We start from the raw sequence: 22,276 nt of genomic DNA, 5'->3' as shown, positions 1-22,276 counted from the left end.
TCAAGCCTTTTTGGGGTGGGCGCGCACGAAGCGCGCGATGCGCTCGGCTGCTTCCAGGCATTCGGCCGTCTCGGCCACCAACGCCATGCGGATGCGGCCCTGGCCCGGATTGCTGCCTTTGAAGTCACGCGCCAGGTAGCTGCCGGGCAGCACCGTGACGCTCTCGGCCTGGTAAAGCGCCCTGGCAAACGCGGCGTCGTCGCCTTGCCAACCCGCAGGCACACCGGCCCACAGGTAAAAGCTGGCGTCGGGCAGTTTCACGTCCAGCACTTTGGCCAATTCCGGCGTGATTTGGGCGAACTTGGTGCGGTACTGGTTGCGGTTGTCCACCACATGGGCCTCGTCGCCCCAGGCGGCCACGCTGGCCGCTTGTACCACCGGGCTCATGGCGCTGCCGTGGTAAGTGCGGTAGAGCAAAAACTGTTGGATGATGGCCGCGTCGCCCGCCACAAAACCGCTGCGCAGGCCCGGCACGTTGCTGCGCTTGCTCAAGCTGGTGAAGGCGATCAGGCGTTTGAAATCGGTGCGGCCCAACTGGTGGGCGGCTTCAAGACCCCCCAAAGGTGCTTCTTCGCGGAAATAAATCTCGCTGTAGCACTCGTCCGACGCAATGACGAAACCGTGCTGGTCCGACAGGGCAAACAGCTTTTGCCATTCCGGCAGGGGCATGACCGCGCCCGTGGGGTTGCCGGGGGAACATACAAACAAAAGCTGCGTGCGAGACCAGACCTCGGCGGGTACGCTGTCCCAGTCGCTGGCAAAGTTGCGCGCCGGGTCGCTGGGCACGTAATAGAGCTCAGCACCCGAGAGCAAGGCCGCGCCTTCGTAGATTTGATAGAAGGGGTTGGGGCTGACCACCGTCGCGCCCGGTCGGGTCGGGTCGATCACGGTTTGCGTCAGGGCAAACAGGGCTTCGCGCGAGCCGTTGACCGGCAACACCTGGGTAGCCGCATCCAGCTTCAGGTCATACCGTGTCTTGAGCCAGGCTGCACAGGCTTTTAGCAAGGCGGGCTCGCCTGCGGTGGCGGGGTAGGCCGACAAACCGGTCGACACCGCCGCCTTGAGTGCTTCCTGAATGAATGCCGGTGTGGCGTGTTTGGGCTCGCCAATCCCCAAACTGATGGGTTTGAGGGTGGGGTTGGGCGTGACGCTGGCGAATAGCTGTTTGAGCCGTTCAAAAGGGTAGGGTTGCAGCTTGGCGAGAAGGGGGTTCATGTCGCGATTATCCGGGATGAAGGGCGGCAGCTGGGCCTTGTGCTTGACAGCAGGTTTTTCGCCATGTCTGTCGGGTAACATTGGCGCTTTTAACGGTGTTGGCCATTGGGGCTGGCCCCATCCTCTGATCTCGAACCGATCCGACCTCGAACAAAACTGCCGTGCGCCTCAATTCCATCAAGCTTTCGGGCTTCAAATCGTTTGCCGAACCCACCAACTTCATGCTGCCTGGGCAGCTGGTGGGCGTGGTCGGCCCCAACGGTTGCGGCAAATCCAACATCATGGACGCGGTGCGTTGGGTGTTGGGCGAGTCCAAGGCGTCGGAGTTGCGTGGCGAGTCCATGCAGGACGTGATTTTCAACGGCACCACCACCCGCAAACCGGCCAGCCGTGCCAGCGTGGAGCTGGTGTTCAGCAACGAAGACCACCGCGCCGGTGGCCAGTGGGGCCAGTTTGCCGAGATCGCCGTCAAGCGCGTGCTGACCCGCGATGGCAACAGCAGTTATTACATCAACAACCAGCCGGTGCGCCGGCGCGACGTGCAGGACGTGTTTTTGGGCACGGGCCTGGGTCCACGTGCCTACGCCATCATCGGCCAAGGGACGATCAGCCGCATCATCGAGTCGCGCCCCGAAGAGCTGCGATTGTTTCTGGAGGAAGCCGCTGGCGTCTCTAAATACAAAGAGCGCCGCCGCGAGACCGAAAACCGCCTGTCTGATACCCGCGAGAACCTGACCCGGGTGGACGACATCCTGCGCGAGCTGAATGCCAACCTCGAAAAGCTCGAAAAACAGGCCGAAGTGGCCCGTCGTTACAACGCCCTGCAAGCCGACAGCACGCTCAAACAGCACCAGCTGTGGTTTTTGAAGCGCCGTGATGCCGAGACCGATCAGGGCCGCATGAAGTCCGATGTGGACCAAGCGGTGAATGCGCTTGAATCGCGCATGGCCGATCTGCGGCATGTAGAGGCCGATCTGGAGACCATCCGCCAGGCGCACTACGCCGCAGGCGACCAGGTCAACCAGGCGCAAGGCGCTTTGTACGAAGCCAGCGCCGAGGTGGGGCGCCTGGAAGCTGAAATCCGCTTTGTGGTGGAAGGCCGTCAACGAGCTGAGCAGCGTTTGCAGCAGCTGATCGAGCAAACCGCCCAATGGGGCACCCGCAGCCAAGACGCCCAAGCCGAGCTGGAAACCCTGTCCGAGCAAGCGGCCATGGCCGAAGACCAGAGCATGACCCTGGCCGCCCAGGTGGAAGACCAGGCCATGGCGCTGCCCGACCTGGAAGAAGCCCTGCGCAAAGCCCAAAACGACGCCACGGCCCAGCGTGCCACAGTGGTGCAGGTGCAGCAGCAAATTGGCGTGCTCGCCGCAGACCAGCGCAACGTTGAAGAACAATCGCGCCAGCTCGACACCCGCCGCGAACGCCTGCTGACCGACCGCAACGCACTGGCCGCGCCCGACGAGGCTCGGTTGAGCCACTTGCAAGAACAACTGGCCGAGGCCGAAGCCCTGTCGGCCGAATCCGAAGCCCGCTTGCAAGACCTGCAAGAACAGGTGCCCGCGCTGGACGAAGACCGCCGCAGTCGGCAAAAGGCGGTCAACGATGAATCGGCCCGCCTGGCCGACCTGAGCGCCCGGATCGAGGCGCTGAAGGCGCTGCAAGAGAAGGTCCGCACCGACGGCAAACTCAAGCCCTGGCTGGCCAAGCACGGCATGGACGGGCTGGAAGGCCTGTGGAGCCGCATCCACATTGAACCCGGCTGGGAAAACGCCCTTGAATCGGCCCTGCGCGAGCGCCTGTCGGCCCTGGAAGTCTCTCGCCTCGACATGGTGCGCGCGTTTGCCAATGACGCGCCGCCTGCCAAGCTGAGCTTTTTCAGCCCGCCCTTGGCTGCCAAAGCCGCGCCTCGCAGTGGCATGCCCGCAGGCTGCAAGCCCTTGGCCGACTTGTTGCGTGTGCACGATGCCGGCTTGTCGGCCTTGTTGGCCGATTGGCTCCAAGGCTGCTACACCGCCCCCAATCTGGAAGACGCGCTGGCTTGGCGCAGTCAATTGCAAGCGGGTGAAACCCTGTTGGTGCAGGCTGGCCATGCGGTTCAACTCAACAGCGTGGTGTTTTACGCGCAGGACTCCGAACAAGCCGGTTTGCTGGGCCGTGCCCAGGAGATCGAGAACCTGGAAAAGCAGCTGCGCGCCCAGACCCTGATTTCTGAAGAAAGCCGCAGCGCCCTGGTGCGGGCGGAAGCGGCCTATGCCGACGCCTCGCAGCGCCTGATCACCGTTCGCCGCGAAGCCAGCGAAAGCCAGTCGCGCACCCACGAGCTGCAGGTTGAGACCCTGCGCCTGTCTCAGCTGGTGGCGCAAACCCGCGCCCGCAGCGAGCAGATCAACAACGACTTGGCCGAAGTCGAGGCTTTGCTGGACGAGCTGCAAGAGCGCCGCGTTACCGCCGAAGCCCGCTTTGAAGAGCTGGACATGCAGCTGGCCGACACGCAAGAGCGCCACGCCCAGCTGGACGAACGCGTGATCGAGGCCGAGCGCAAGCTGTCCGAATGCCGCGAACAACAGCGCAGCCTGGAGCGCCGCGCCCAAGAAGCCCAATTTTCACAGCGCAGCCTGGATGCCCGCCGGGCCGAGCTGCAGCGCATCATCGAGACCGCGCAGCAGCAAGTGGCCAGCATCGACGCCGAAATGCAGCGCGCCCGAGACGAACTCAGCCGCCTGACCGATGCTGCTGCACAAGCTGGTTTGCAAAATTTGCTGGCCGTCAAACTGGAGCGCGAGCAAACATTGGGCGCACGGCGCAGCGCCTACGACGAGCTGACCGCCAAACTGCGCGCCAGCGACGAGCGCCGTGTGAGCTTTGAGCGCGAACTCGAACCGCTGCGTCAACGCATCACCGATTTGCAGCTCAAGGAACAAGCCGCACGCTTGGGGCTGGAGCAATACACCCAGCTGCTGGCCGATGCGCAAGCCGACCTGGAGGCCGTGGCCGCTTCGATCGAGGCAGGCCAGGTGCGCGTGACTGGGCTGCAAGGTGAGATCGACCGCATCCACCGCGAAATCACCGCTTTGGGCCCGGTCAATTTGGCCGCGCTTGAAGAGCTCACCACATCGCGTGAGCGCAAGACCTTTCTGGATGCCCAGTGCACCGACCTGACCGACGCCATGAACACGCTGGAAGATGCGATCCGCAAGATCGACGCTGAAACCCGCGAATTGCTGGGTGGCACCTTCAAGATCGTCAACGAGCACTTCAGCCGCATGTTCCCTGAGTTGTTTGGTGGCGGCAATGCGCGTTTGGTCATGACCGGTGACGAAATTTTGGACGCCGGTGTGCAGGTGCTGGCCCAGCCGCCGGGCAAGAAAAATCAGACCATCCACTTGCTGTCGGGTGGCGAAAAAGCCCTCACGGCCATCGCATTGGTGTTTGCAATTTTTCAGCTCAACCCCGCACCATTTTGCTTGCTCGACGAGGTGGACGCGCCGCTGGACGACGCCAACACCGAACGCTATGCCAAGCTGGTCAAGGGCATGGGCAAAGAGACCCAGTTCCTGTTCATCAGCCACAACAAGATCGCCATGGAAATGGCCGAGCAGTTGATCGGCGTGACCATGCAGGAGCAGGGCGTTTCACGCATCGTGGCTGTGGACATGGAGTCCGCAGTGTCATTGGCCGACGTGGCCTGAGGAAGTTATGTTGGAATCGATGAGCTCTTTGCAACTGGGCCTGGCGGCCTTAGGTGGCCTGACGGTAGGCGCGGTATTGATCTATAACCATTGGACCGCCCGCAAAAACGAGCCCCGTCAAGCTGAGCCCTTGCGCGAACCTGCACCGCCTGATGTCGAGCCAGTCTTGAACACCGAATTGGGCATGACCCCATCAGTGCTGCTTGCCCCCGTACTGGATGACGGCTTTGTCAATTTTCCCTTGCCGGAGCGAAAAATCCATCTGGATGCCCTGATCGATGTGATGGCCCTGATTGAAGTGGAGCAAGTGGTGTCAGGCGATGCTGCCTTGAATGCTTTACCTGCCACCCGTCGCGTGGGTAGCAAATTGTTCACCGTAGAAGGTTTGTCTCAAGACTCAGGTTTGTGGGACGGTTTGGCTCCTTCTCGCCGATACACGGCATTTCAGGCCGGAGTTCAGTTGGCCAACCGGGTGGGGGCCTTGAACAACATCGAATTTTCTGAATTTGTTGTCAAGACGCAAGCGTTTGCCGATGCCATTGGCGGCACGGTCAGCTTTAGCGATATGCTGGAAGAGGTTGCACGGGCCCGCGAACTTGATCAATTTGCCAGTAGCCACGATGCCCAGTTGAGCTTTACCCTTTGCGCTCGCAGTGCAGCCTGGAGTCTTGGATACATCCAGCAACATGCAGCGCGTTTGGGCTTTGTGCCGGGTGTCATGCCTGGACGCATGGTTTTGCCATCGGCCCTACATGGCATGCCACCGGTCTTGTCCATCACCTTCGATACCCATGCAGCCTTGGCCGAAGATCCGGCATTGTCCGCCATTCGTTCGTTTGCTTTGATCCTGGATGTGCCTCAAACCCCCCGCCAAGATGAGCCCTTTGCCCGCTTGCGTGAAGCCGCTGTTGTGCTGGCCGAGGCCATGGACGGTACGATCACCGACGGTGAAGGGCGAATTCTCAGCGAGTCAGTGCTCGATCAGATCGGGCTCGATCTGCAGCAGCTTTACAACGCATTGGATGCCAGGGAATTGTCCGCAGGTTCGCCGCAGGCGCGACGCCTGTTTTCTTGAGTGAGGTCCCGCCTTGAACCCCCAGGTGGCAAATCTATTTGACGATGGCTTGTCCAGAGCAGTTTCCCCAGTTACGCCAACGCCGACTTCAGCCCACTCACCCGCCCTTCGAGTGCAGGCAATTTCCCGACAGCTACACCACCATGCCCACGCATACCACACGCTGGATGCGCCCGAGGTCCCGGATGCCGAATACGACCGCCTTTTTCGTGAACTGCAAGCGCTGGAGTCGGCCCACCCCGAACTGCTGACGCCCGATTCGCCCACTCAGCGCGTAGGCGGCCAGGTGCTGGAGGCCTTTGCGCCGGTCTCGCACCGTGTGCCCATGCTCAGCATTCGCACCGAAACCGACACCGAAGCCAGCGGAGCCGAGGCCTTTGACGCCCGCATTCGCAAAGAGCTGGGCTTGAGCGAAGCCGACCCGGCTGTGAATTACGTGGCTGAGCTCAAATTCGATGGCCTGGCTATGAGCCTGCGCTATGAAAACGGCGTACTGGTCCAGGCCGCCACCCGGGGCGATGGCGAAACCGGGGAAGAGGTCACCGCAAACATCCGCACCATTGGGCAAATACCGCTGCGGCTGCCAGACAACGCCCCCGCCGTGCTGGAAGTGCGCGGCGAGGTTTACATGCGACGGGACGACTTTGAAGCGCTCAACGAGCGCCAACGCCAGCGCATCGCCGCTGGCAGAAAGGGCGAAAAAACCTTCGTCAACCCGCGAAACGCAGCGGCCGGTGCGGTGCGCCAGCTTGATTCGGGCATCGCTGCTGAGCGCCCTTTGAGCTTTTTTGCCTATGGCCTGGGAGACATCACGCCCACGACCGCGGGTGGTCCGCACTGGCACACTCACTTTGAGATGCTGCAGCAACTCAAGGCTTGGGGCTTTCCGGTGGCCGCGCAAACGTCTTGCGCACAGGGCGCAAGCGGGCTGGTGGCGTTTCACCAACGCATCGCAGCCGAACGCGATGCCCTGTCTTACGACATCGACGGCGTGGTCTACAAGGTCAACGATTTGGCACAGCAGGAACGTCTGGGCTTCGTGACCCGCGAGCCACGCTGGGCCGTGGCGCACAAGTACCCCGCGCAAGAGGAAATGACCACGGTGTTGGCCATCGATGTGCAAGTGGGCCGCACCGGCAAACTCACGCCCGTGGCCAAATTGGCCCCGGTGTTTGTGGGAGGTGTCACGGTGACCAACGCCACCTTGCACAACGAGCTCGAAGCGCGTCGCAAGGATGTGCGAGTGGGTGACACCGTGATCGTGCGCCGAGCAGGTGATGTGATCCCTGAAGTGGTGTCGGTGGTGCTGGATCGCCGTCCGCCCGATGCCACCGTGTTCACCATGCTGAGCCACTGCCCGGTGTGCGGAAGTCTCGCTGAGCGGGAAGAGGGTGAGGTCGACCACCGCTGCACGGGTGGGCTGTTTTGCAGTGCCCAGCGCAAACAGGCGATCTGGCACTTTGCCCATCGCCGGGCCATGGATGTCGATGGCCTAGGCGACAAGCTGGTGGATCAGTTGGTTGACGCCGGACAGGTCAACAGCCTGGCCGACTTGTACCACCTGAAACTGGACAAATTGGCCAACATGGACCGCATGGCCGAAAAATCTGCCGTCAACTTGCTCGAGGCTTTGGAAAAGTCCAAAACCACCACCCTCGGGCGCTTTTTGTTCAGCCTGGGCATTCGCCATGTGGGCGAGGCCACAGCCAAAGAACTGGCCCGCCACTTCGGTCAACTCGATGCCATCATGGCCGCCAGCGAAGACGCACTTTTGCAAGTGGCCGATGTGGGCCCTGTGGTGGCCCACAGCATTCGCACCTTTTTTGATCAGCCACACAACCGCGAAGTGGTGCAAGCCCTGCGCGATGCGGGGGTCTCCTGGCCCGAAGGTGAGGCCTTGGCCCCAACAGAAATGCCTTTGGCGGGCATCACCGTGGTGCTCACCGGCACGCTGCAAAGTATGGGCCGCGACGAAGCCAAGGAAAAACTCGAAGCCCTGGGTGCCAAAGTGGCCGGTTCGGTGAGCAAAAAAACCCACTACGTTGTTGCTGGGGCCGAATCGGGCAGCAAGCTCGACAAAGCCCAAACGCTGGGGGTGCCCGTGCTGGACGACACGGGTTTGGCGTTGTTGTTGACAGGCAACAAACCATGAGCGTGCATGACATTCTCAAAATGGGCGATGCCCGCCTGCTGCGCGTGGCTGAACCTGTGCAGGCTTTTGATACCCCTGAACTGCATGTGCTGATCGCCGATATGCGCGACACCATGGCGGCGGTCAACGGTGCGGGGTTGGCTGCGCCGCAAATCGGGGTCAACCTGCAGTTGGTGATTTTTGGCAGCACGGCGCACAACCCTCGCTATCCAGGACGCCCACTGGTCCCACCCACTGTGCTCGTCAACCCTGTGATCACGCCTCTGGGCTCAGACGAAGAGGAAGATTGGGAGGGCTGCCTGTCTGTGCCGGGTTTGCGCGGAGCGGTGCCGCGCTGGTCGCGCATTCGTTATACGGGTTTTGATGAATGGGGGCAGACCATTGATCGAACGGTGGAGGGTTTTCATGCCCGCCTGGTGCAGCACGAATGTGACCACCTGATCGGCAAACTCTACCCGATGCGGGTGCGCGACTTCAGCCGCTTTGGTTTTACACAGGTGTTGTTCCCTCAGATCAGCGCTGCTGAGGACGACTGAACAAGCCAAGGCCATATGCGGTGGCAGCAGACCTGTGGTCGGACATCGGTGCAGGCGCTGTCCACACTGTGCAAGCAGGGGTTGCAGCACAGCAAGGCTTTACAGGCACTTGAGTTTTTCCAGAGCGACCAGCAGCGTTTCGTCTTTTTTGGCAAAGCAAAAACGGATGACTCCTTGGTCAAAGCCGTCGCCGTAGAACGCGGACAAGGGGATGGCAGCCACCCCGATGTCGGTGGTGAGCCATTTGCAGAAGTCGGCTTCGCTGAGGTTTTTCTCGGGCACTTGAAGTCCTGATATGTCCACACACTGAAAATAAGTGCCCTCGCTAGGCAGCAGCCTGAAATGGGTTTGAGCCAGGCCTTGCCGAAACAGGTCGCGTTTGCGCTGGTAAAACGCGGGTAAATCCAGATACGGCGCGGAATCGGCCATGAAGCGGGCCAAGGCGTGCTGCATGGGTGTGTTCACAGTGAACACGTTGAATTGGTGCACTTTGCGAAACTCTGCGGTGTAGGCCGCAGGTGCTGCCACGGTGCCGATTTTCCAGCCGGTCACATGGTAAGTTTTGCCAAAACTGGACACAATGAAGGCGCGTGATGCCAGGCCGTCGAAGTGGGCTGCGCTCCAGTGTTGGTTGGGTGCATAGGCTATGTGCTCGTAGACCTCGTCGCTGATCAGCACGACGTTGGTGGGGGCCAAAATCTCTTGCAGCGTGAGCATGTCCTGTCTGGACCAGATCATGCCGCTGGGGTTGTGGGGCGAGTTGATCAAGATAGCCCGTGTTTGGGGCGTGAAGGCGGCGCGGATTTTGTCGAAATCCGGTCGGAAGGTGCCCGGCCTGAGGGGTACACGCACGACCAAGCCACCGGCCAATTCGATGTTGGGCACATAACTGTCATAGCACGGCTCCAGCACGATGACCTCGTCGCCCGGGTGCACGATGGCCAGGATGATGGTGAGGATGGCCTGCGTAGCCCCTGCGGTCACGGTGATCTCGCTGGTTGGGTTGTAATGTCGGCCGTACAGGGTTTCGATTTTTTTGGCCACAGCTTCGCGCAGAGGGGCCACACCAGTCATGGGCGGGTATTGGTTGAGGCCCTCGCGCATGGCGTCGTTCACCAGGTCGAGCAGCAGGGGGGCGCACGGAAAGTCTGGAAAACCCTGACCCAGGTTGACCGCTTTCTTTTCGGCGGCCAGCGCCGACATGACCGTAAAAATGGTGGTGCCCATGTGGGGCGCTTTGGATGTGAGGTCGGGGGTGCGTGCGTTCATGGTGTTCAAAGCGCAAGGCTCAAAGTTCGTAATCGTTGACCTGACCATTCATGGCGCGAGCGACCAGAGGGGCTGTGAGGCGATCACTCAGCATTTCTGCAAAATGGTAAACAAACTGCCGCAGGTAAGCCCCTCGTTTGAACGCCACCCGTGCCAGATTCATGCCCAACAAGGTGCCCAGGGGCCGCACCGCCAAGTCTTTGACTGGGTCATCTTTGACGGCCATTTCGGCCACGATGCCGATCCCCATTCCCATTCGCACATAGGTTTTGATGACATCCGAGTCAATCGCTTCAAGGGCGATTCGGGGACTGAGCTTCTTGGCGGTAAAGGCTTGGTCGATCCTGCTGCGTCCAGTGAAGGAGGGGTGGTAGGTGATCAAGGGTTCACTGGCAATGTCCTCCAGTGACAAGTGGGGTTTGCCGGCGAGGGGGTGATGCAGGGGAAGGACCAGCACATGTTGCCATTCATAGCAGGGCAAAGTGACCAGGTCCTCGTAGGCCGACAGGGATTCGGTGGCAATGCCGATTTCGGCCGTGTCGGCCAACAGCATCTGGACCACCTGATCGGGTGAACCTTGGTGCAGGCAGATGTTGACTTTGGGGTACTTCTCTCGCAGTTTGGCCACTGGCAAGGGTAAAACATAGCGGGCCTGAGTGTGGGTGGTGGCAATCGACAAGGTGCCGCTGTCCTGTGCGCTGAATTGTTCACCGATTTTTTTCAGGTTGTTCACTTCGCGCATGATCATTTCGATGCTGTGCAACACGTGTTGGCCTGGTTCAGTGATGCGTTTGAGGCGTTTGCCGTGTCGCGCGAAAATCTCGATCCCCAGTTCCTCTTCCAGCTCAATGATCGCTTTGGATACGCCGGGCTGCGAGGTGTGCAGCGCCTTGGCGGTTTCAGTCAGGTTGAGGTTTCGGCGCGCAGCTTCCTGGATAAAGCGGAATTGATGCAGATTCATATATGATTGGTTATATTAAAAGCCTGCATTATGCTTTAATCATCTATGTATTGAGCCGCCTGGCCCGCAGCAATGCGGGCCAGGAGATCGGTCATTGCAGGGTGCTCACCAATGGCGGGGAGCAACTCGAAAGCCACTTGGGGATGGGCCAGGGTCAAGTGCTTGACCATCTCGGGCAGGTCTTCGCGGGCATGTCGACCAACGCCCAAAAACATCGGCACGATGCGCAGATGAGACAAACCCTGCTTCATCATTTCTTCGACTGCGGTGGGCAAGTCCGGTTGAGTCAACTCCAAAAAAGCGACCGCCACAGGGATCTGGGGCCACTGCTGAGCCATGCGTTGGGCCACGGCGTCGATCGGCAGCCGCCAAAGCGGGTCCCGTGAGCCGTGGGCAAACAACACAACACCGGTGTTTACATGGAGGCAGGAAGTCATCGGCGCAGCACCATCCACCAGAAAGCGGCCAGAGAGATGGCGCTGTACAAGAGTGCTGGTGCCGCCGACGTGAGCAGCGGTTGCCAGTTTTGCAAGTTACCAATGAAGCTGAAAACGTTGTTCAGCAGGGCAAAGCTGATGCCTGCCAAAACACCGCCAAAGACGTGACCTGCAATTTGTCCAGATCGGAAATGCAGGTAGGCAAAAGGCAGCGCCAGCACCAGCATCACCAGGCAGCTCAAGGGGTAGAAAACTTTGCGCCAGAATTCAATCTCATACCGTTGGGCATTTTGTTGGTTGACCGTGAGATGGCGCATGTAGCCAAACAACTCCCACGTGCTCATCCGCTCCGGGCTCAACAAGGCGGCAGCCACCATGTCCGCGCTGATCCCGGTGGGCCATGTTTGGCTGTCCAGCCTGATGGCACTGAGCCGGGGCGAGTCACTGGGCGTGGCGTCCAGGATGGATTTGTGGTCGACCTGACTGAGCTGCCATTGCCCAGGCTGAATTTGTGCCTGCCCTGCGCTGGTAATGGCCAACAATTGGCCGCGCTGGTTGAATGCATGGATGCGAACGTCCAGCATCTGATCAATGCCGTCAAAACGGCGCAAATTCACTGCATATAGGACGTCGCCATTTTTTTCACGCAACCAGGCACCGGTTTGACCCACAGTCAACTGGCCCTGAAAAGGGGCCTTGATGTGCTGCGCTTGGCGATCGGCCCAAGGGCTGGCGTAATCCCCGAGGAAGAAGGTCATGAAAACAAAAACCAGCCCCAATTTGAAGAGTGAACTCAGGGCCATCCATGGCTCCAACCCCCCCGTGCGCAAAATGGTGAACTCCGAGCTTTGCGCCAAACGCGCCATCACAAAAATGCTGCCAATCAAGACCGATATGGGCAACAACTCGTAAAGGTGTGAGGGTGTTTTCAGTCCAATGAACAGCACTGCGTGCTGCAATTGGTAGCCTTGGCCTGCTAAACGCGAGAGGGCCTGAAGCTCGTCGACCAGGTCAAAAAATAAAAAAAGTGCCAAAAAGCCCACAGCCACAAATGCCACGGCGCGGATGATTTCTCCATACAAAATTCTGCGCACGGTTTTCATGATGGCGCTCCTTGGGGGCGCGGTGTCCCGGTCCACAGGTTGCGCCAATTCCAATTCATGTGACGCCAGCCCAGCCATAACAGAGACAAGGCCAAAATGCCCCCATGCAAGGCCATGACAAAGGACAGCGCACTGACCCGCCCGGCACTGATCCAACTTTGTCCAACAGTCAGCAGGTTGTAATAAGCCACAAACACAAACAAAGCCAATCCCAGGTGATAACTGCGACCCACGCGGGGGTTCACAGCCGAAAGCACCAAAGCCAGCAAAACCATGTTCATGGCGGTGAGCACCAAGCCAATGCGCCAACACAATTCAGCCTGGTTGCTCAAGGTGGGTTGTTGAATCAGTTGCAAGGTGGTGCTTTGGCGGCTGCTGCGCACGTCACTGAGTGGGGCCGTGTCGGCATCGATCAACAACTGGTAACGCTCAAATTGGGTTAGGCGGGTCACCCCAGTGTCCAGGTTGGTTAACCATTGTTGGCCGTTCTCAAGAAATAAAAAACGGTCCTGTCCTACGAATTCAATACGGCCCTGCGATGCGGTAGTGACACTTTCAAGGCGACCATCCCGGCTCGAAACGAAGACATTATTCCCCCAGTTTTGACCTGGGCTGTCTTTGTCGATGAAAAACACCCGGTTACCACCAGCCGACTCCTGAAACTGTCCCGGTGCGATCCGTTCTACATCGTTTCTTTTTTCAAAACGCTGGCGCAAATCCTGAATTTGTTGGTGACTCCAGGGCCATACCAACAAGGCCAGCAAGGCAATCACCAAGAAAATCGGCCAGGAAAAGCGGAAAAGTGGTCGAACGAATTGAGCCAAACCTTGGCCACTGGAGAACCAGATGACCATTTCACTTTCTCCATACATTCGTGACAAGGTGGCGACGCAAGCGATGAACAAGCTCAAAGTAATGATGGTGGTCATCTGTCCCAGCACGCTCAAGCCCATCACCAGCATCACCTCGGAGGGGTTGACGCTGCCTCTGCTGGCTTGGCCCAAAGTGCGAATCAGGATGATCGTCATGACGATGGTCACCAAAATCAGCAGCGTCGCACCAAAGTTGCGGGCCAGGTCTTTGCGTAAAGCGGAATGGAATAACATTGGCAAAACAGGAAAACCCGAATTATGAACTTCCAAATCCAAAAACTTTCTCTGTCTGAAGCCATACAGGGCCAATTGGACGCTTTGATCGTTTTATGGCCGAGCCAAGTGACCCCTCACGCCTTGGCCCATGACCCTGTGACCCGATGGGTGGCCAAAGCCATTGAGCAGGGCGACTTTGAGCTCAAGGCAGGAGCGGTCATTTCGCTGTATTGCCAACCAGGCATTTTGCCGCGCCACCTGGTGGTGGTTTGCACCGCTGACAACCAGCCCCCTCAAATTCGTGCTGCTGTTCAATTGGCCTGGGGGGCGTTGAAGTTGGCCAAGATCAAACATTTAGGCTTGCATGTGGTGGGCAATGCCACGCCCCAAGGTCTTCAATCGGCCTTTTCCGGTTTGGCAGAGGCCAGTTACTGCTACACCACCACCTTGAGCCAGCCCAAAACGCGCGCTCTCAAACAGGTAAGGTTCAGTTCGGCCAATGTCACTGCAGCCCTCGAGTCGGCTGTGCGGCATGCACAAGCCCTGGTAGCAGGTGTGGAGTTGGCCAAGGAGTGGGCCAATCGTCCGGCCAACCATGCCACGCCTTCCCATTTGGCCCGCGCTGCCCAGGACGTTGCTACTGGCCGTGCATTCAAGTGCGAGGTGCTGGGCCCCAAAGAAGTGGCCAAGTTGGGCATGGGTGCCTTCATGGCCGTGGCTCAGGGCGCGGCCGAACCCTTGCGTTTCATTGTCATGCGTTATAGCGGCGCATCGGCTTCTCAAGCCCCTGTGGTCCTGGTGGGCAAAGGCATCACATTTGACACGGGGGGGATTTCCATCAAGCCAGCACCCGAAATGGACGAAATGAAGTACGACATGGGGGGCGCTGCCAGTGTGTTGGGTGTGTTCAAGGCCTTGGGCTACTTAAAGCCCAAAATCAATGTGGTGGGCTTGATACCTGCAACTGAAAACATGCCCGATGGTTTGGCAGTCAAGCCCGGGGATGTCGTGACCAGCATGAGTGGCCAGACCATTGAAATCTTGAACACCGATGCCGAAGGCCGTCTGGTGCTGTGCGATGCGCTCACTTATGCCGAACGCTTCAAGCCTCAGGCGGTGATTGACATCGCCACCCTCACCGGCGCTTGTGTCATCGCCTTGGGATCTGTTCGCAGTGGCTTGTTTTCTAGCCATGACGCATTGGCCCGTGCCCTTGAGCAGGCCGGTGATTTCTCGGGGGATCCTTGCTGGCGCATGCCCCTGGATGACGACTATGCCGAGGGCCTGAAGTCTCGTTTCGCCGACGTGGCCAACGTCGCAGGTCGTGCAGCTGGCGCGGTCACAGCGGCCAAGTTCCTGCAGCGATTCTCAAAGAGCTTCGCCTGGGCTCATTTGGACATTGCTGGCACGGCTTGGCGCAGTGGCGCAGCCAAAGGCGCCACTGGCCGCCCTGTGGGGCTGTTGTTGCAATACTTGATAACTTTGGCATCCCGAACCGAGGTGTCGGGCGCGGGTCAAGAAAAAATCACCAAAACAAACAAAACCGCGAAGCGTGTTCGCAAAAGCTTGGTCAAGGCCATGCCTACTGCAGCACGCAAGGGCCGACCTGCCTGAGCCATTTTGCCTTGATGACCCGGATCGAATTTCACTTCAATATTGCCGAGCGGTTGCTGCACACCTGTCGTCTGTTGCGCAAAGTTCGGGCCCAGGCATTGCGTGTGGCTGTGGTGGGTGCGCCAGTCACTTTGCAACAACTGGATTTCGAGTTGTGGCGCTTTCATGATGTTTCTTTTTTGGCCCATTGCACGTCGGAATCGCCTCTACAGGTACAAAGCGCATCGCCCATCTGCTTGGGTGCTCATCCCCAAGTTTGGGGTGTGGAAGATGTGTTGGTGAATTTGGGCGATCAGGTTCCGCAAGGGTTTGACCGATTCAAGCGTTTCATTGAAATTGTCTCTAGTGATGACCACGGAAAAGCGCAAGCCCGTCTGCGGTGGAGGCATTACAAAAGTCTGGGGTATGAACCAGAGCAACACGATATGTCCAGGACTTCCGAGCCATGAACACCATCTCCAAGCCTTCTTCCGACCACAGTCCTTTGCCAGACGCGATGCCCACCTTGAGCGATGCGATCGAGGATGTGCCACCTTCTGTTGCTTGCGCACTCGATGCCCGCGCAGCAGAAAAACAAGCCTTTTTGGCATTGTCCGTTGAATTGTTGCAACAGTTGCGACCTGAGTTTGACCGCTTGGCGGCTGCGCTTGTGCACCGAACACTTGAAACAGCTTGGCAACACAAGGTCAATCAGTCTTCAAAAAACCAATTTCCCCCTGAATTTCTCTGATTTTGGTTTACCCTAGGCCAAAAGTGCTGGATTTTGAAGTATCGTTAAGGCTTGCTTAATTGAAGCAATCTTTTTTCGGAGTTTCTATGACTTTTTCTGGTGCACGTTCTTTGACTTTGGTGTCTGTTGCGGTTGCTGCAGTTGTTTTGGCTGCATGCGGCAAGAAGGAAGTGGTTTCTAGCGAGCTTGTTGTGAAGATTGGCCATGTGGGGCCGGTCAGTGGTGCGATTGCCCACTTGGGCAAAGACAATGAGAATGGCGCCCGCATGGCCATTGAAGAGCTCAATGCTGCGGGCCTGAAGATCGGTGACAAAACCCTCAAATTCGAGTTGCTGGCCGAAGACGACGCAGCAGATCCGAAGCAGGGCACTGCCGCTGCACAAAAACTGGTTGATGCCAAGGTCAACGGTGTCATCGGTCACCTCAACTCAGGTACCACCATTCCCGCTTCACAGATTTACAACACCGCGGGCATCCCCCAAATTTCGCCATCGGCGACCAATCCCAAGTACACCCGCCAAGGTTATGCCGGTGCTTTCCGCGTGGTGGCTGACGATGTGCACCTCGGGGGTACTTTGGGCAAGTACGCTGTCGAAACCCTCAAAGGGAAAAGCATTGCGGTGATTGATGACCGTACAGCTTACGGTCAGGGTGTAGCCGAAGAGTTCAAGAAGGCCGTTACTGCTGCTGGTGGTGCCATTGCGGGGCATGAGTTCACCACCGACAAGGCCTCTGATTTCAATGCGATTTTGACCACACTCAAGGCCAAAAAGCCTGACATCGTTTTCTTTGGCGGTATGGACGCCGTAGCCGGCCCCATGTTGCGTCAGATGAAGTCCTTGGGCATCCAGGCCAAGTTCATGGGTGGAGATGGCATTTGCTCCTCGGAGTTGGCCAAGTTGGCGGGTGACGCGATGCGTGATGAAAGCGTTGTGTGCGCCGAAGCTGGCGGTGTGGAAGGTGAGCAAAAGGTCGGCATGGACAAGTTCCGCGCCGATTTCAAAGCCAAATTCAATGCCGATGTCCAGGTCTACGCGCCTTATGTCTATGACGCGGTCAAGGTCATGGCCACTGCAATGGTCAATGCAGGCTCTGCCGACCCTGCCAAGTACTTGCCAGCACTCAAGAGCATCACCTACAAGGGCGTGACGGGTGACATCGCGTTCGACGAAAAAGGCGACATCAAAAATGGTGCTTTGACCTTGTACACCTACAAAGGAGGCGAGCGTTCACAAATCGCTGTGGTACGTTGATGGTCCATCGCTCCCGGACATGGGGGCGGTTTCATGTCCCGTGATACCGGGCACGAAATGACAGACGAAAAAAAGCCTGCAGGTGTGCAGGCTTTTTTTGTTTGGCGGAGCAGGCGGGATTCGAACCCGCGGTGGGCTATTAACCCACACACGCTTTCCAGGCGTGCGACTTAAACCACTCATCCACCGCTCCGAAGCCACGCATTGTAGCAGTGGAAAATGCCTACTCGGGAGAGTGTTCGCATTTCTTGAGTCGCCTTAGGCCGCTGGACGCCATCGGGTTTCTTTCAGCATTTTGTGATTTGTGGCACTCAACGGCTTTTTTTTTCCTTAAACTTCGCCTCTGTTCGAATTCCTTTGTCTCCTCTTGTTGGCTCAACGCCCGATCTGCCCATGAAATTCCGCTTTCCCATCGTCATCATTGACGAAGATTACCGCTCCGAGAACACTTCGGGCTTGGGCATTCGTGCACTGGCAGATGCGATCATTGCCGAGGGGTTTGAAGTGTTGGGGGTGACCAGTTATGGCGATCTGTCTCAGTTTGCGCAACAACAAAGCCGAGCCAGCGCGTTCATTCTCTCGATAGACGATGAAGAGTTCTCGCCCGGGCCGGACTTGGACCCCGCAGTCATCAATTTGCGCGCCTTCATTGACGAAGTTCGTCGCAAGAACGCCGATGTGCCTATCTACATTTATGGCGAAACCAAAACATCGCGGCATTTGCCCAACGACATCCTGCGGGAGTTGCATGGTTTCATCCACATGTTCGAGGACACCCCGGAATTTGTGGCGCGTCACATCATCCGTGAAGCCAAGAGTTATCTGGAGGGCGTACAACCACCTTTCTTCAAAGCCTTGCTTGACTATGCCGAAGACGGTTCGTATTCATGGCACTGTCCCGGACACTCTGGAGGAGTGGCTTTCCTCAAGAGCCCTGTGGGCCAGATGTACCACCAGTTCTATGGCGAGAACATGTTGCGCGCCGACGTTTGCAATGCGGTGGAAGAGTTGGGGCAACTGTTGGACCACAACGGCGCCATTGGCGAAAGCGAGCGTAATGCCGCGCGCATCTTCAATGCCGACCATTGTTTTTTTGTAACCAATGGCACGAGCACATCCAACAAGATTGTTTGGCACCATGCAGTAGCGCCTGGCGATGTGGTGGTGGTAGACCGCAATTGTCATAAATCGATCCTGCACGCGATCATCATGACTGGAGCAGTACCGGTCTTCATGAAACCAACCCGCAACCATTTCGGCATCATTGGCCCGATTCCAAAAAGTGAGTTTGAGCCTGCAGAGATCATGGCCAAGATCAAGGCCAACCCATTGCTCAAGGGCGTGGATCCTAAAAAGGTCAAACCCCGCGTGATGACGCTCACGCAGTCCACCTACGACGGCGTCCTCTACAACACCGAAACCATCAAAAGCATGCTGGATGGGTATGTCGAAAACCTGCATTTTGATGAGGCTTGGTTGCCCCATGCAGCTTTTCATCCGTTTTATGGGCCTTACCATGCCATGGGCAAAAAGCGCGCGCGACCCAAGGAATCGATGGTCTATGCCACCCAATCCATCCACAAACTGCTGGCCGGGATCAGCCAGGCCAGCCATGTGCTGGTCCAGGATGCCCAGAACGTCAAACTTGACAGGCCTCTTTTCAACGAGGCCTATCTCATGCATACCTCCACGTCTCCACAGTACAGCATCATCGCCAGCTGCGATGTGGCTGCCGCCATGATGGAGCCGCCGGGTGGTACCGCATTGGTCGAAGAAAGCATTGCAGAGGCCCTGGACTTCCGGCGGGCCATGCGCAAGGTGGATGCCGAATATGGCAACGACTGGTGGTTCAAGGTTTGGGGGCCGGAAAAGCTGGCTGATGAAGGCATAGGCCGTGCTGACGAATGGATTTTGCGCAATGACCCTCGCAAAAAAGCCAGCAAGTGGCACGGCTTTGGCCAGCAATTGGCCGACGGCTTCAACATGCTCGACCCGATCAAGTCCACCATCGTCACCCCCGGACTGGACCTGGATGGCAAGTTCGACAAAACCGGCATTCCAGCGTCCATCGTCAGCAAGTTTTTGACCGAACACGGTGTGGTGGTCGAGAAGACGGGCCTTTACAGCTTCTTCATCATGTTCACCATCGGCATCACCAAGGGCCGCTGGAACACGTTGCTGACTGCTTTGCAGCAGTTCAAGGACGAGTACGCCAAGAACCAGCCGATGTGGAAAATCATGCCTGAGTTTTGCCAGAAATACCCGCGTTATGAGCGCATGGGGCTGCGCGATTTGTGTCAGCATGTGCACGAGATGTACGCTAGGTACGACATTGCTCGCTTGACGACCGATATGTACTTGTCTGACCTTGCTCCGGCGATGCGTCCTTCCGATGCTTATGCGCACATAGCGCAGCGCAAAACAGAGCGGGTAGAAATCGACCATCTGGAGGGGCGCATCACCGTTGGCTTGGTCACCCCTTATCCCCCTGGTATTCCCCTTTTGATTCCGGGCGAAGTCTTCAACAAGAAGATCGTGGATTACTTGAAATTTGCCCGCGAGTTCAATGAAAAGTGTCCCGGATTCGAAACGGACATCCATGGCTTGGTGGAGATCAAGGACGATGACGGCAAGAAGCGCTACTTTGCCGATTGCGTCATGACCTGATTCCCATCCAGACCGCAGGCTTACCACCAAAACCTTACACTGGTGGGCACTCCCCCGTGCCCTGTACATGAACGCTTTCACCGACGTCTCTTTCTTCCCGCGTGACGCCAAACCCCTGACCAGTTACCGCAAGTACTGGGCGCAGCGCTTTGGCACGGCCCCGTTTTTGCCGATGAGCCGCGCCGAAATGACCCAACTGGGCTGGGACAGCTGCGACATCATCATCGTCACGGGCGACGCCTATGTGGACCACCCCAGCTTTGGCATGTCGGTGATTGGTCGCATGTTGGAAAACCAAGGTTTTCGGGTCGGCATCATCGCCCAGCCCGACTGGACCAGCGCCGACGCCTTCAAAGAACTGGGCCAACCCAACCTGTTTTGGGGCGTGACCAGCGGCAACATGGACTCCATGATCAACCGCTACACGGCGGACCGCAAAATCCGCACCGACGACGCATACACCGCGGGTGATTTGGGCGGCAAACGGCCTGACCGCGCCGCCATCGTCTACAGCCAGCGCTGCCGCGAAGCCTTCCCCGAAGTGCCCATCGTGCTGGGCGGCATCGAAGGCAGCCTGCGCCGCATCGCGCACTACGACTATTGGTCTGACAAAGTCCGCCGCTCGGTGGTGGTGGACAGCAAATGCGATTTGCTCTTGTACGGCAACGCTGAGCGGGCGATTGTCGAAATCGCCCACCGCCTGGCAGCCCGTGAGCCGGTAGCCCAGATCACCGACGTGCGCGGCACAGCCTTTGTGCGCCGCGAGACCCCAGAAGGCTGGTTTGAAATCGACTCCACCAGCGTGGACGCCCCCGGCCATGTGGAAGCGCACATCAACCCCTATCTGATGATTTCGGACCAAGCGCGGGAGCAGGGTGCCACTTGCGCCCGCGAAGAAGAAGCCAAAGAAGTGGCCGAGGGCCACAACGCGCAAAACGTCCAAAGTGTTGAAGCCGATTTGTCCGCCGCCGTGGCCCAGGCCCGCACCGTGCAAGCCGCTATTCAGCCCATCACTCAGCCGCTGACTTTTGTGCCCAACCCAGCACTGCGCGGCAAAGGCACCCACAAAGTCCCGCCCCGCGACAAAAGCGTGATCCGTCTGCCGAGCTACGAGCAGGTCAAGCAAGATGCCGTGCTCTACGCCCACGCCAACCGCGTGCTGCACCTGGAAACCAACCCCGGCAACGCCCGCTGCCTGGTGCAAGCGCATGGCGAAGGCCTTGATGGCGATGTCAATTCCAAACGATTGGCACGCGACGTGTGGATCACGCCGCCGCCCATCCCGCTCACCACCGCAGAGATGGACCATGTGTTTGACCTGCCCTATGCCCGCAGCCCGCACCCGCGCTATGCCGACGAAAACGGCAGCCACGACCACGCGACCAAGATCCCAGCGTGGGAGATGATCCGCTTCAGCGTGAACATCATGCGCGGCTGCTTTGGCGGCTGCACCTTTTGCTCCATCACCGAGCACGAAGGCCGCATTATCCAAAGCCGCTCCGAAGAATCCGTCATCCGCGAGGTCGAAGACATCCGCGACAAGGTCAAAGGCTTCACTGGCGTCATCTCTGACCTGGGCGGCCCCACCGCCAACATGTACCGCCTGGGCTGCAAGAGCCCCGAGATCGAATCGGCCTGCCGCAAACCCAGCTGTGTATTCCCAGGTATCTGCCAGAACCTGACCACCGACCACGGCCCGCTGATCAACATGTACCGCCGGGCGCGCAACTTGAAGGGCATCAAAAAGATTTTGATCGGCTCTGGCCTGCGCTACGACCTGGCCGTGCAGTCGCCCGAATACGTGAAAGAGCTGGTGCAGCACCATGTGGGCGGCTACCTGAAAATTGCGCCCGAGCACACCGAGGGCGGCCCGCTGTCCAAGATGATGAAGCCGGGCATCGGCAGCTACGACCGCTTCAAGTCGATGTTCGACAAGTACAGCGAAGAAGTGGGCAAAAAGCAGTTCCTCATCCCGTACTTCATCGCCGCCCATCCGGGCACCAGCGACGAAGACATGATGAACCTGGCCATCTGGCTCAAAAAGAACGGCTTTCGGGCCGACCAGGTGCAAACCTTTTATCCCAGCCCCATGGCCACCGCCACGGCCATGTACCACTCCACCCGCAACCCGCTGCGCAAAATCACCCGCGACAGCGAAAAGGTGGACGTGGTCAAAGGCGACAAGCGCCGCCGCCTGCACAAAGCGTTTTTGCGCTACCACGACGCCAACAACTGGCCCCTGCTGCGCGAAGCGCTCAAGGCCATGGGCCGGTCGGATTTGATTGGCAACGGCAAACACCATTTGATTCCGAACTGGCAGCCGTTGGCCGAAGACGGCTACCAAAGTGCCCGGCGCAAAAACAGTACAGGTGCTGGCGAAAAATCATCGGTGGCACTGTCCACCGCTCCCAAGCGCCTGGGTCAGCCCCGAAAGGGCCAATTGCTCACCCAACACACCGGTTTGCCACCTCGTCGCAAGAGTTGATG

General features: G+C 58.4%; 16 protein-coding genes and 1 tRNA gene. 10 read left to right on the top strand and 7 right to left on the bottom strand.

Going from position 1 to position 22,276, the window contains the following annotated elements:
- Nucleotides 1-1,215: a succinyldiaminopimelate transaminase gene (gene dapC, locus HEQ17_RS06305; protein WP_296291951.1), complete on the bottom strand. Its 1,215-nt coding sequence runs from the start codon at nucleotides 1,213-1,215 to the stop codon at nucleotides 1-3.
- 161 nt (nucleotides 1,216-1,376) lie between these two features.
- On the opposite strand from dapC, the gene smc reads away from it, so the two are divergent.
- The 4 genes from smc (at nucleotide 1,377) to def (ending at nucleotide 8,667) form a co-directional block, all read left to right on the top strand.
- Entirely contained in the window at nucleotides 1,377-4,904 is a 3,528-nt protein-coding gene (gene smc, locus HEQ17_RS06300; RefSeq protein WP_296291950.1) for a chromosome segregation protein SMC, read from the top strand.
- Between the two features lie 19 nt (nucleotides 4,905-4,923).
- The gene (locus HEQ17_RS06295) at nucleotides 4,924-5,979 is read left to right on the top strand and encodes a cell division protein FtsZ (RefSeq protein WP_296291949.1); all 1,056 of its coding nucleotides are present in this window, start codon (nucleotides 4,924-4,926) and stop codon (nucleotides 5,977-5,979) included.
- Nucleotides 5,980-6,091: 112 nt separating this feature from the next.
- Nucleotides 6,092-8,131 (top strand): NAD-dependent DNA ligase LigA, encoded by a 2,040-nt coding sequence (gene ligA, locus HEQ17_RS06290; RefSeq protein ID WP_296291948.1) that lies wholly within the window; start codon nucleotides 6,092-6,094, stop codon nucleotides 8,129-8,131.
- Nucleotides 8,128-8,667, top strand: a complete 540-nt coding sequence (def, locus tag HEQ17_RS06285; protein ID WP_296291947.1) for a peptide deformylase — start codon at nucleotides 8,128-8,130, stop codon at nucleotides 8,665-8,667. Before ligA ends, def begins: the two co-directional genes overlap by 4 nt.
- A 99-nt stretch (nucleotides 8,668-8,766) precedes the next feature.
- On the opposite strand, the gene HEQ17_RS06280 is transcribed toward def, so the two are convergent.
- The 5 genes from HEQ17_RS06280 to lptF are packed head-to-tail and all read right to left on the bottom strand — an operon-like array spanning nucleotide 8,767 to nucleotide 13,543.
- Nucleotides 8,767-9,936 (bottom strand): pyridoxal phosphate-dependent aminotransferase, encoded by a 1,170-nt coding sequence (locus tag HEQ17_RS06280; protein WP_296291946.1) that lies wholly within the window; start codon nucleotides 9,934-9,936, stop codon nucleotides 8,767-8,769.
- Between the two features lie 19 nt (nucleotides 9,937-9,955).
- Nucleotides 9,956-10,897 (bottom strand): CysB family HTH-type transcriptional regulator, encoded by a 942-nt coding sequence (locus tag HEQ17_RS06275; RefSeq protein WP_296291945.1) that lies wholly within the window; start codon nucleotides 10,895-10,897, stop codon nucleotides 9,956-9,958.
- A 35-nt stretch (nucleotides 10,898-10,932) separates the two neighbouring features.
- A complete protein-coding gene (locus HEQ17_RS06270) occupies nucleotides 10,933-11,334 on the bottom strand; it encodes a CbiX/SirB N-terminal domain-containing protein (RefSeq protein WP_296291944.1) in 402 nt (133 codons plus the stop codon).
- Nucleotides 11,331-12,437, bottom strand: coding sequence for an LPS export ABC transporter permease LptG (lptG, locus tag HEQ17_RS06265; protein ID WP_296291943.1), 1,107 nt, complete (start codon nucleotides 12,435-12,437; stop codon nucleotides 11,331-11,333). The genes HEQ17_RS06270 and lptG overlap by 4 nt, the downstream gene beginning before the upstream one ends.
- Entirely contained in the window at nucleotides 12,434-13,543 is a 1,110-nt protein-coding gene (gene lptF / locus HEQ17_RS06260; protein ID WP_296291942.1) for an LPS export ABC transporter permease LptF, read from the bottom strand. Before lptF ends, lptG begins: the two co-directional genes overlap by 4 nt.
- Nucleotides 13,544-13,567: 24 nt before the next feature.
- On the opposite strand from lptF, the gene HEQ17_RS06255 reads away from it, so the two are divergent.
- The 4 genes from HEQ17_RS06255 (at nucleotide 13,568) to HEQ17_RS06240 (ending at nucleotide 17,122) form a co-directional block, all read left to right on the top strand.
- Nucleotides 13,568-15,139, top strand: coding sequence for a leucyl aminopeptidase (locus tag HEQ17_RS06255; RefSeq protein ID WP_296291941.1), 1,572 nt, complete (start codon nucleotides 13,568-13,570; stop codon nucleotides 15,137-15,139).
- A 14-nt stretch (nucleotides 15,140-15,153) separates the two neighbouring features.
- On the top strand, nucleotides 15,154-15,588 hold the full coding sequence (locus HEQ17_RS06250; protein ID WP_296291940.1) for a DNA polymerase III subunit chi: 435 nt from the start codon (nucleotides 15,154-15,156) through the stop codon (nucleotides 15,586-15,588).
- A 56-nt stretch (nucleotides 15,589-15,644) separates the two neighbouring features.
- Complete coding sequence (locus HEQ17_RS06245) at nucleotides 15,645-15,869, top strand: hypothetical protein (RefSeq protein WP_296291939.1); 225 nt, start codon at nucleotides 15,645-15,647, stop codon at nucleotides 15,867-15,869.
- A gap of 86 nt (nucleotides 15,870-15,955) precedes the next feature.
- On the top strand, nucleotides 15,956-17,122 hold the full coding sequence (locus HEQ17_RS06240) for a branched-chain amino acid ABC transporter substrate-binding protein (RefSeq protein ID WP_296291938.1): 1,167 nt from the start codon (nucleotides 15,956-15,958) through the stop codon (nucleotides 17,120-17,122).
- Between the two features lie 102 nt (nucleotides 17,123-17,224).
- On the opposite strand, the gene HEQ17_RS06235 is transcribed toward HEQ17_RS06240, so the two are convergent.
- Nucleotides 17,225-17,315: transfer RNA gene (locus HEQ17_RS06235), tRNA-Ser, on the bottom strand.
- A gap of 200 nt (nucleotides 17,316-17,515) precedes the next feature.
- On the opposite strand from HEQ17_RS06235, the gene HEQ17_RS06230 reads away from it, so the two are divergent.
- Both HEQ17_RS06230 and HEQ17_RS06225 read left to right on the top strand, forming a co-directional pair.
- The gene (locus HEQ17_RS06230; RefSeq protein ID WP_296291937.1) at nucleotides 17,516-19,789 is read left to right on the top strand and encodes an arginine/lysine/ornithine decarboxylase; all 2,274 of its coding nucleotides are present in this window, start codon (nucleotides 17,516-17,518) and stop codon (nucleotides 19,787-19,789) included.
- A 67-nt stretch (nucleotides 19,790-19,856) separates the two neighbouring features.
- Nucleotides 19,857-22,274: a YgiQ family radical SAM protein gene (locus tag HEQ17_RS06225; RefSeq protein WP_296291936.1), complete on the top strand. Its 2,418-nt coding sequence runs from the start codon at nucleotides 19,857-19,859 to the stop codon at nucleotides 22,272-22,274.
- Nucleotides 22,275-22,276: the final 2 nt, after the last annotated feature.

The sequence above is a fragment of the Limnohabitans sp. genome, assembly GCF_023910625.1.
Taxonomy (GTDB): domain Bacteria; phylum Pseudomonadota; class Gammaproteobacteria; order Burkholderiales; family Burkholderiaceae_C; genus Limnohabitans_A.
Note: the sequence above shows the minus strand (reverse complement) of the source record. Positions and strands in the feature narration are given on the sequence as shown.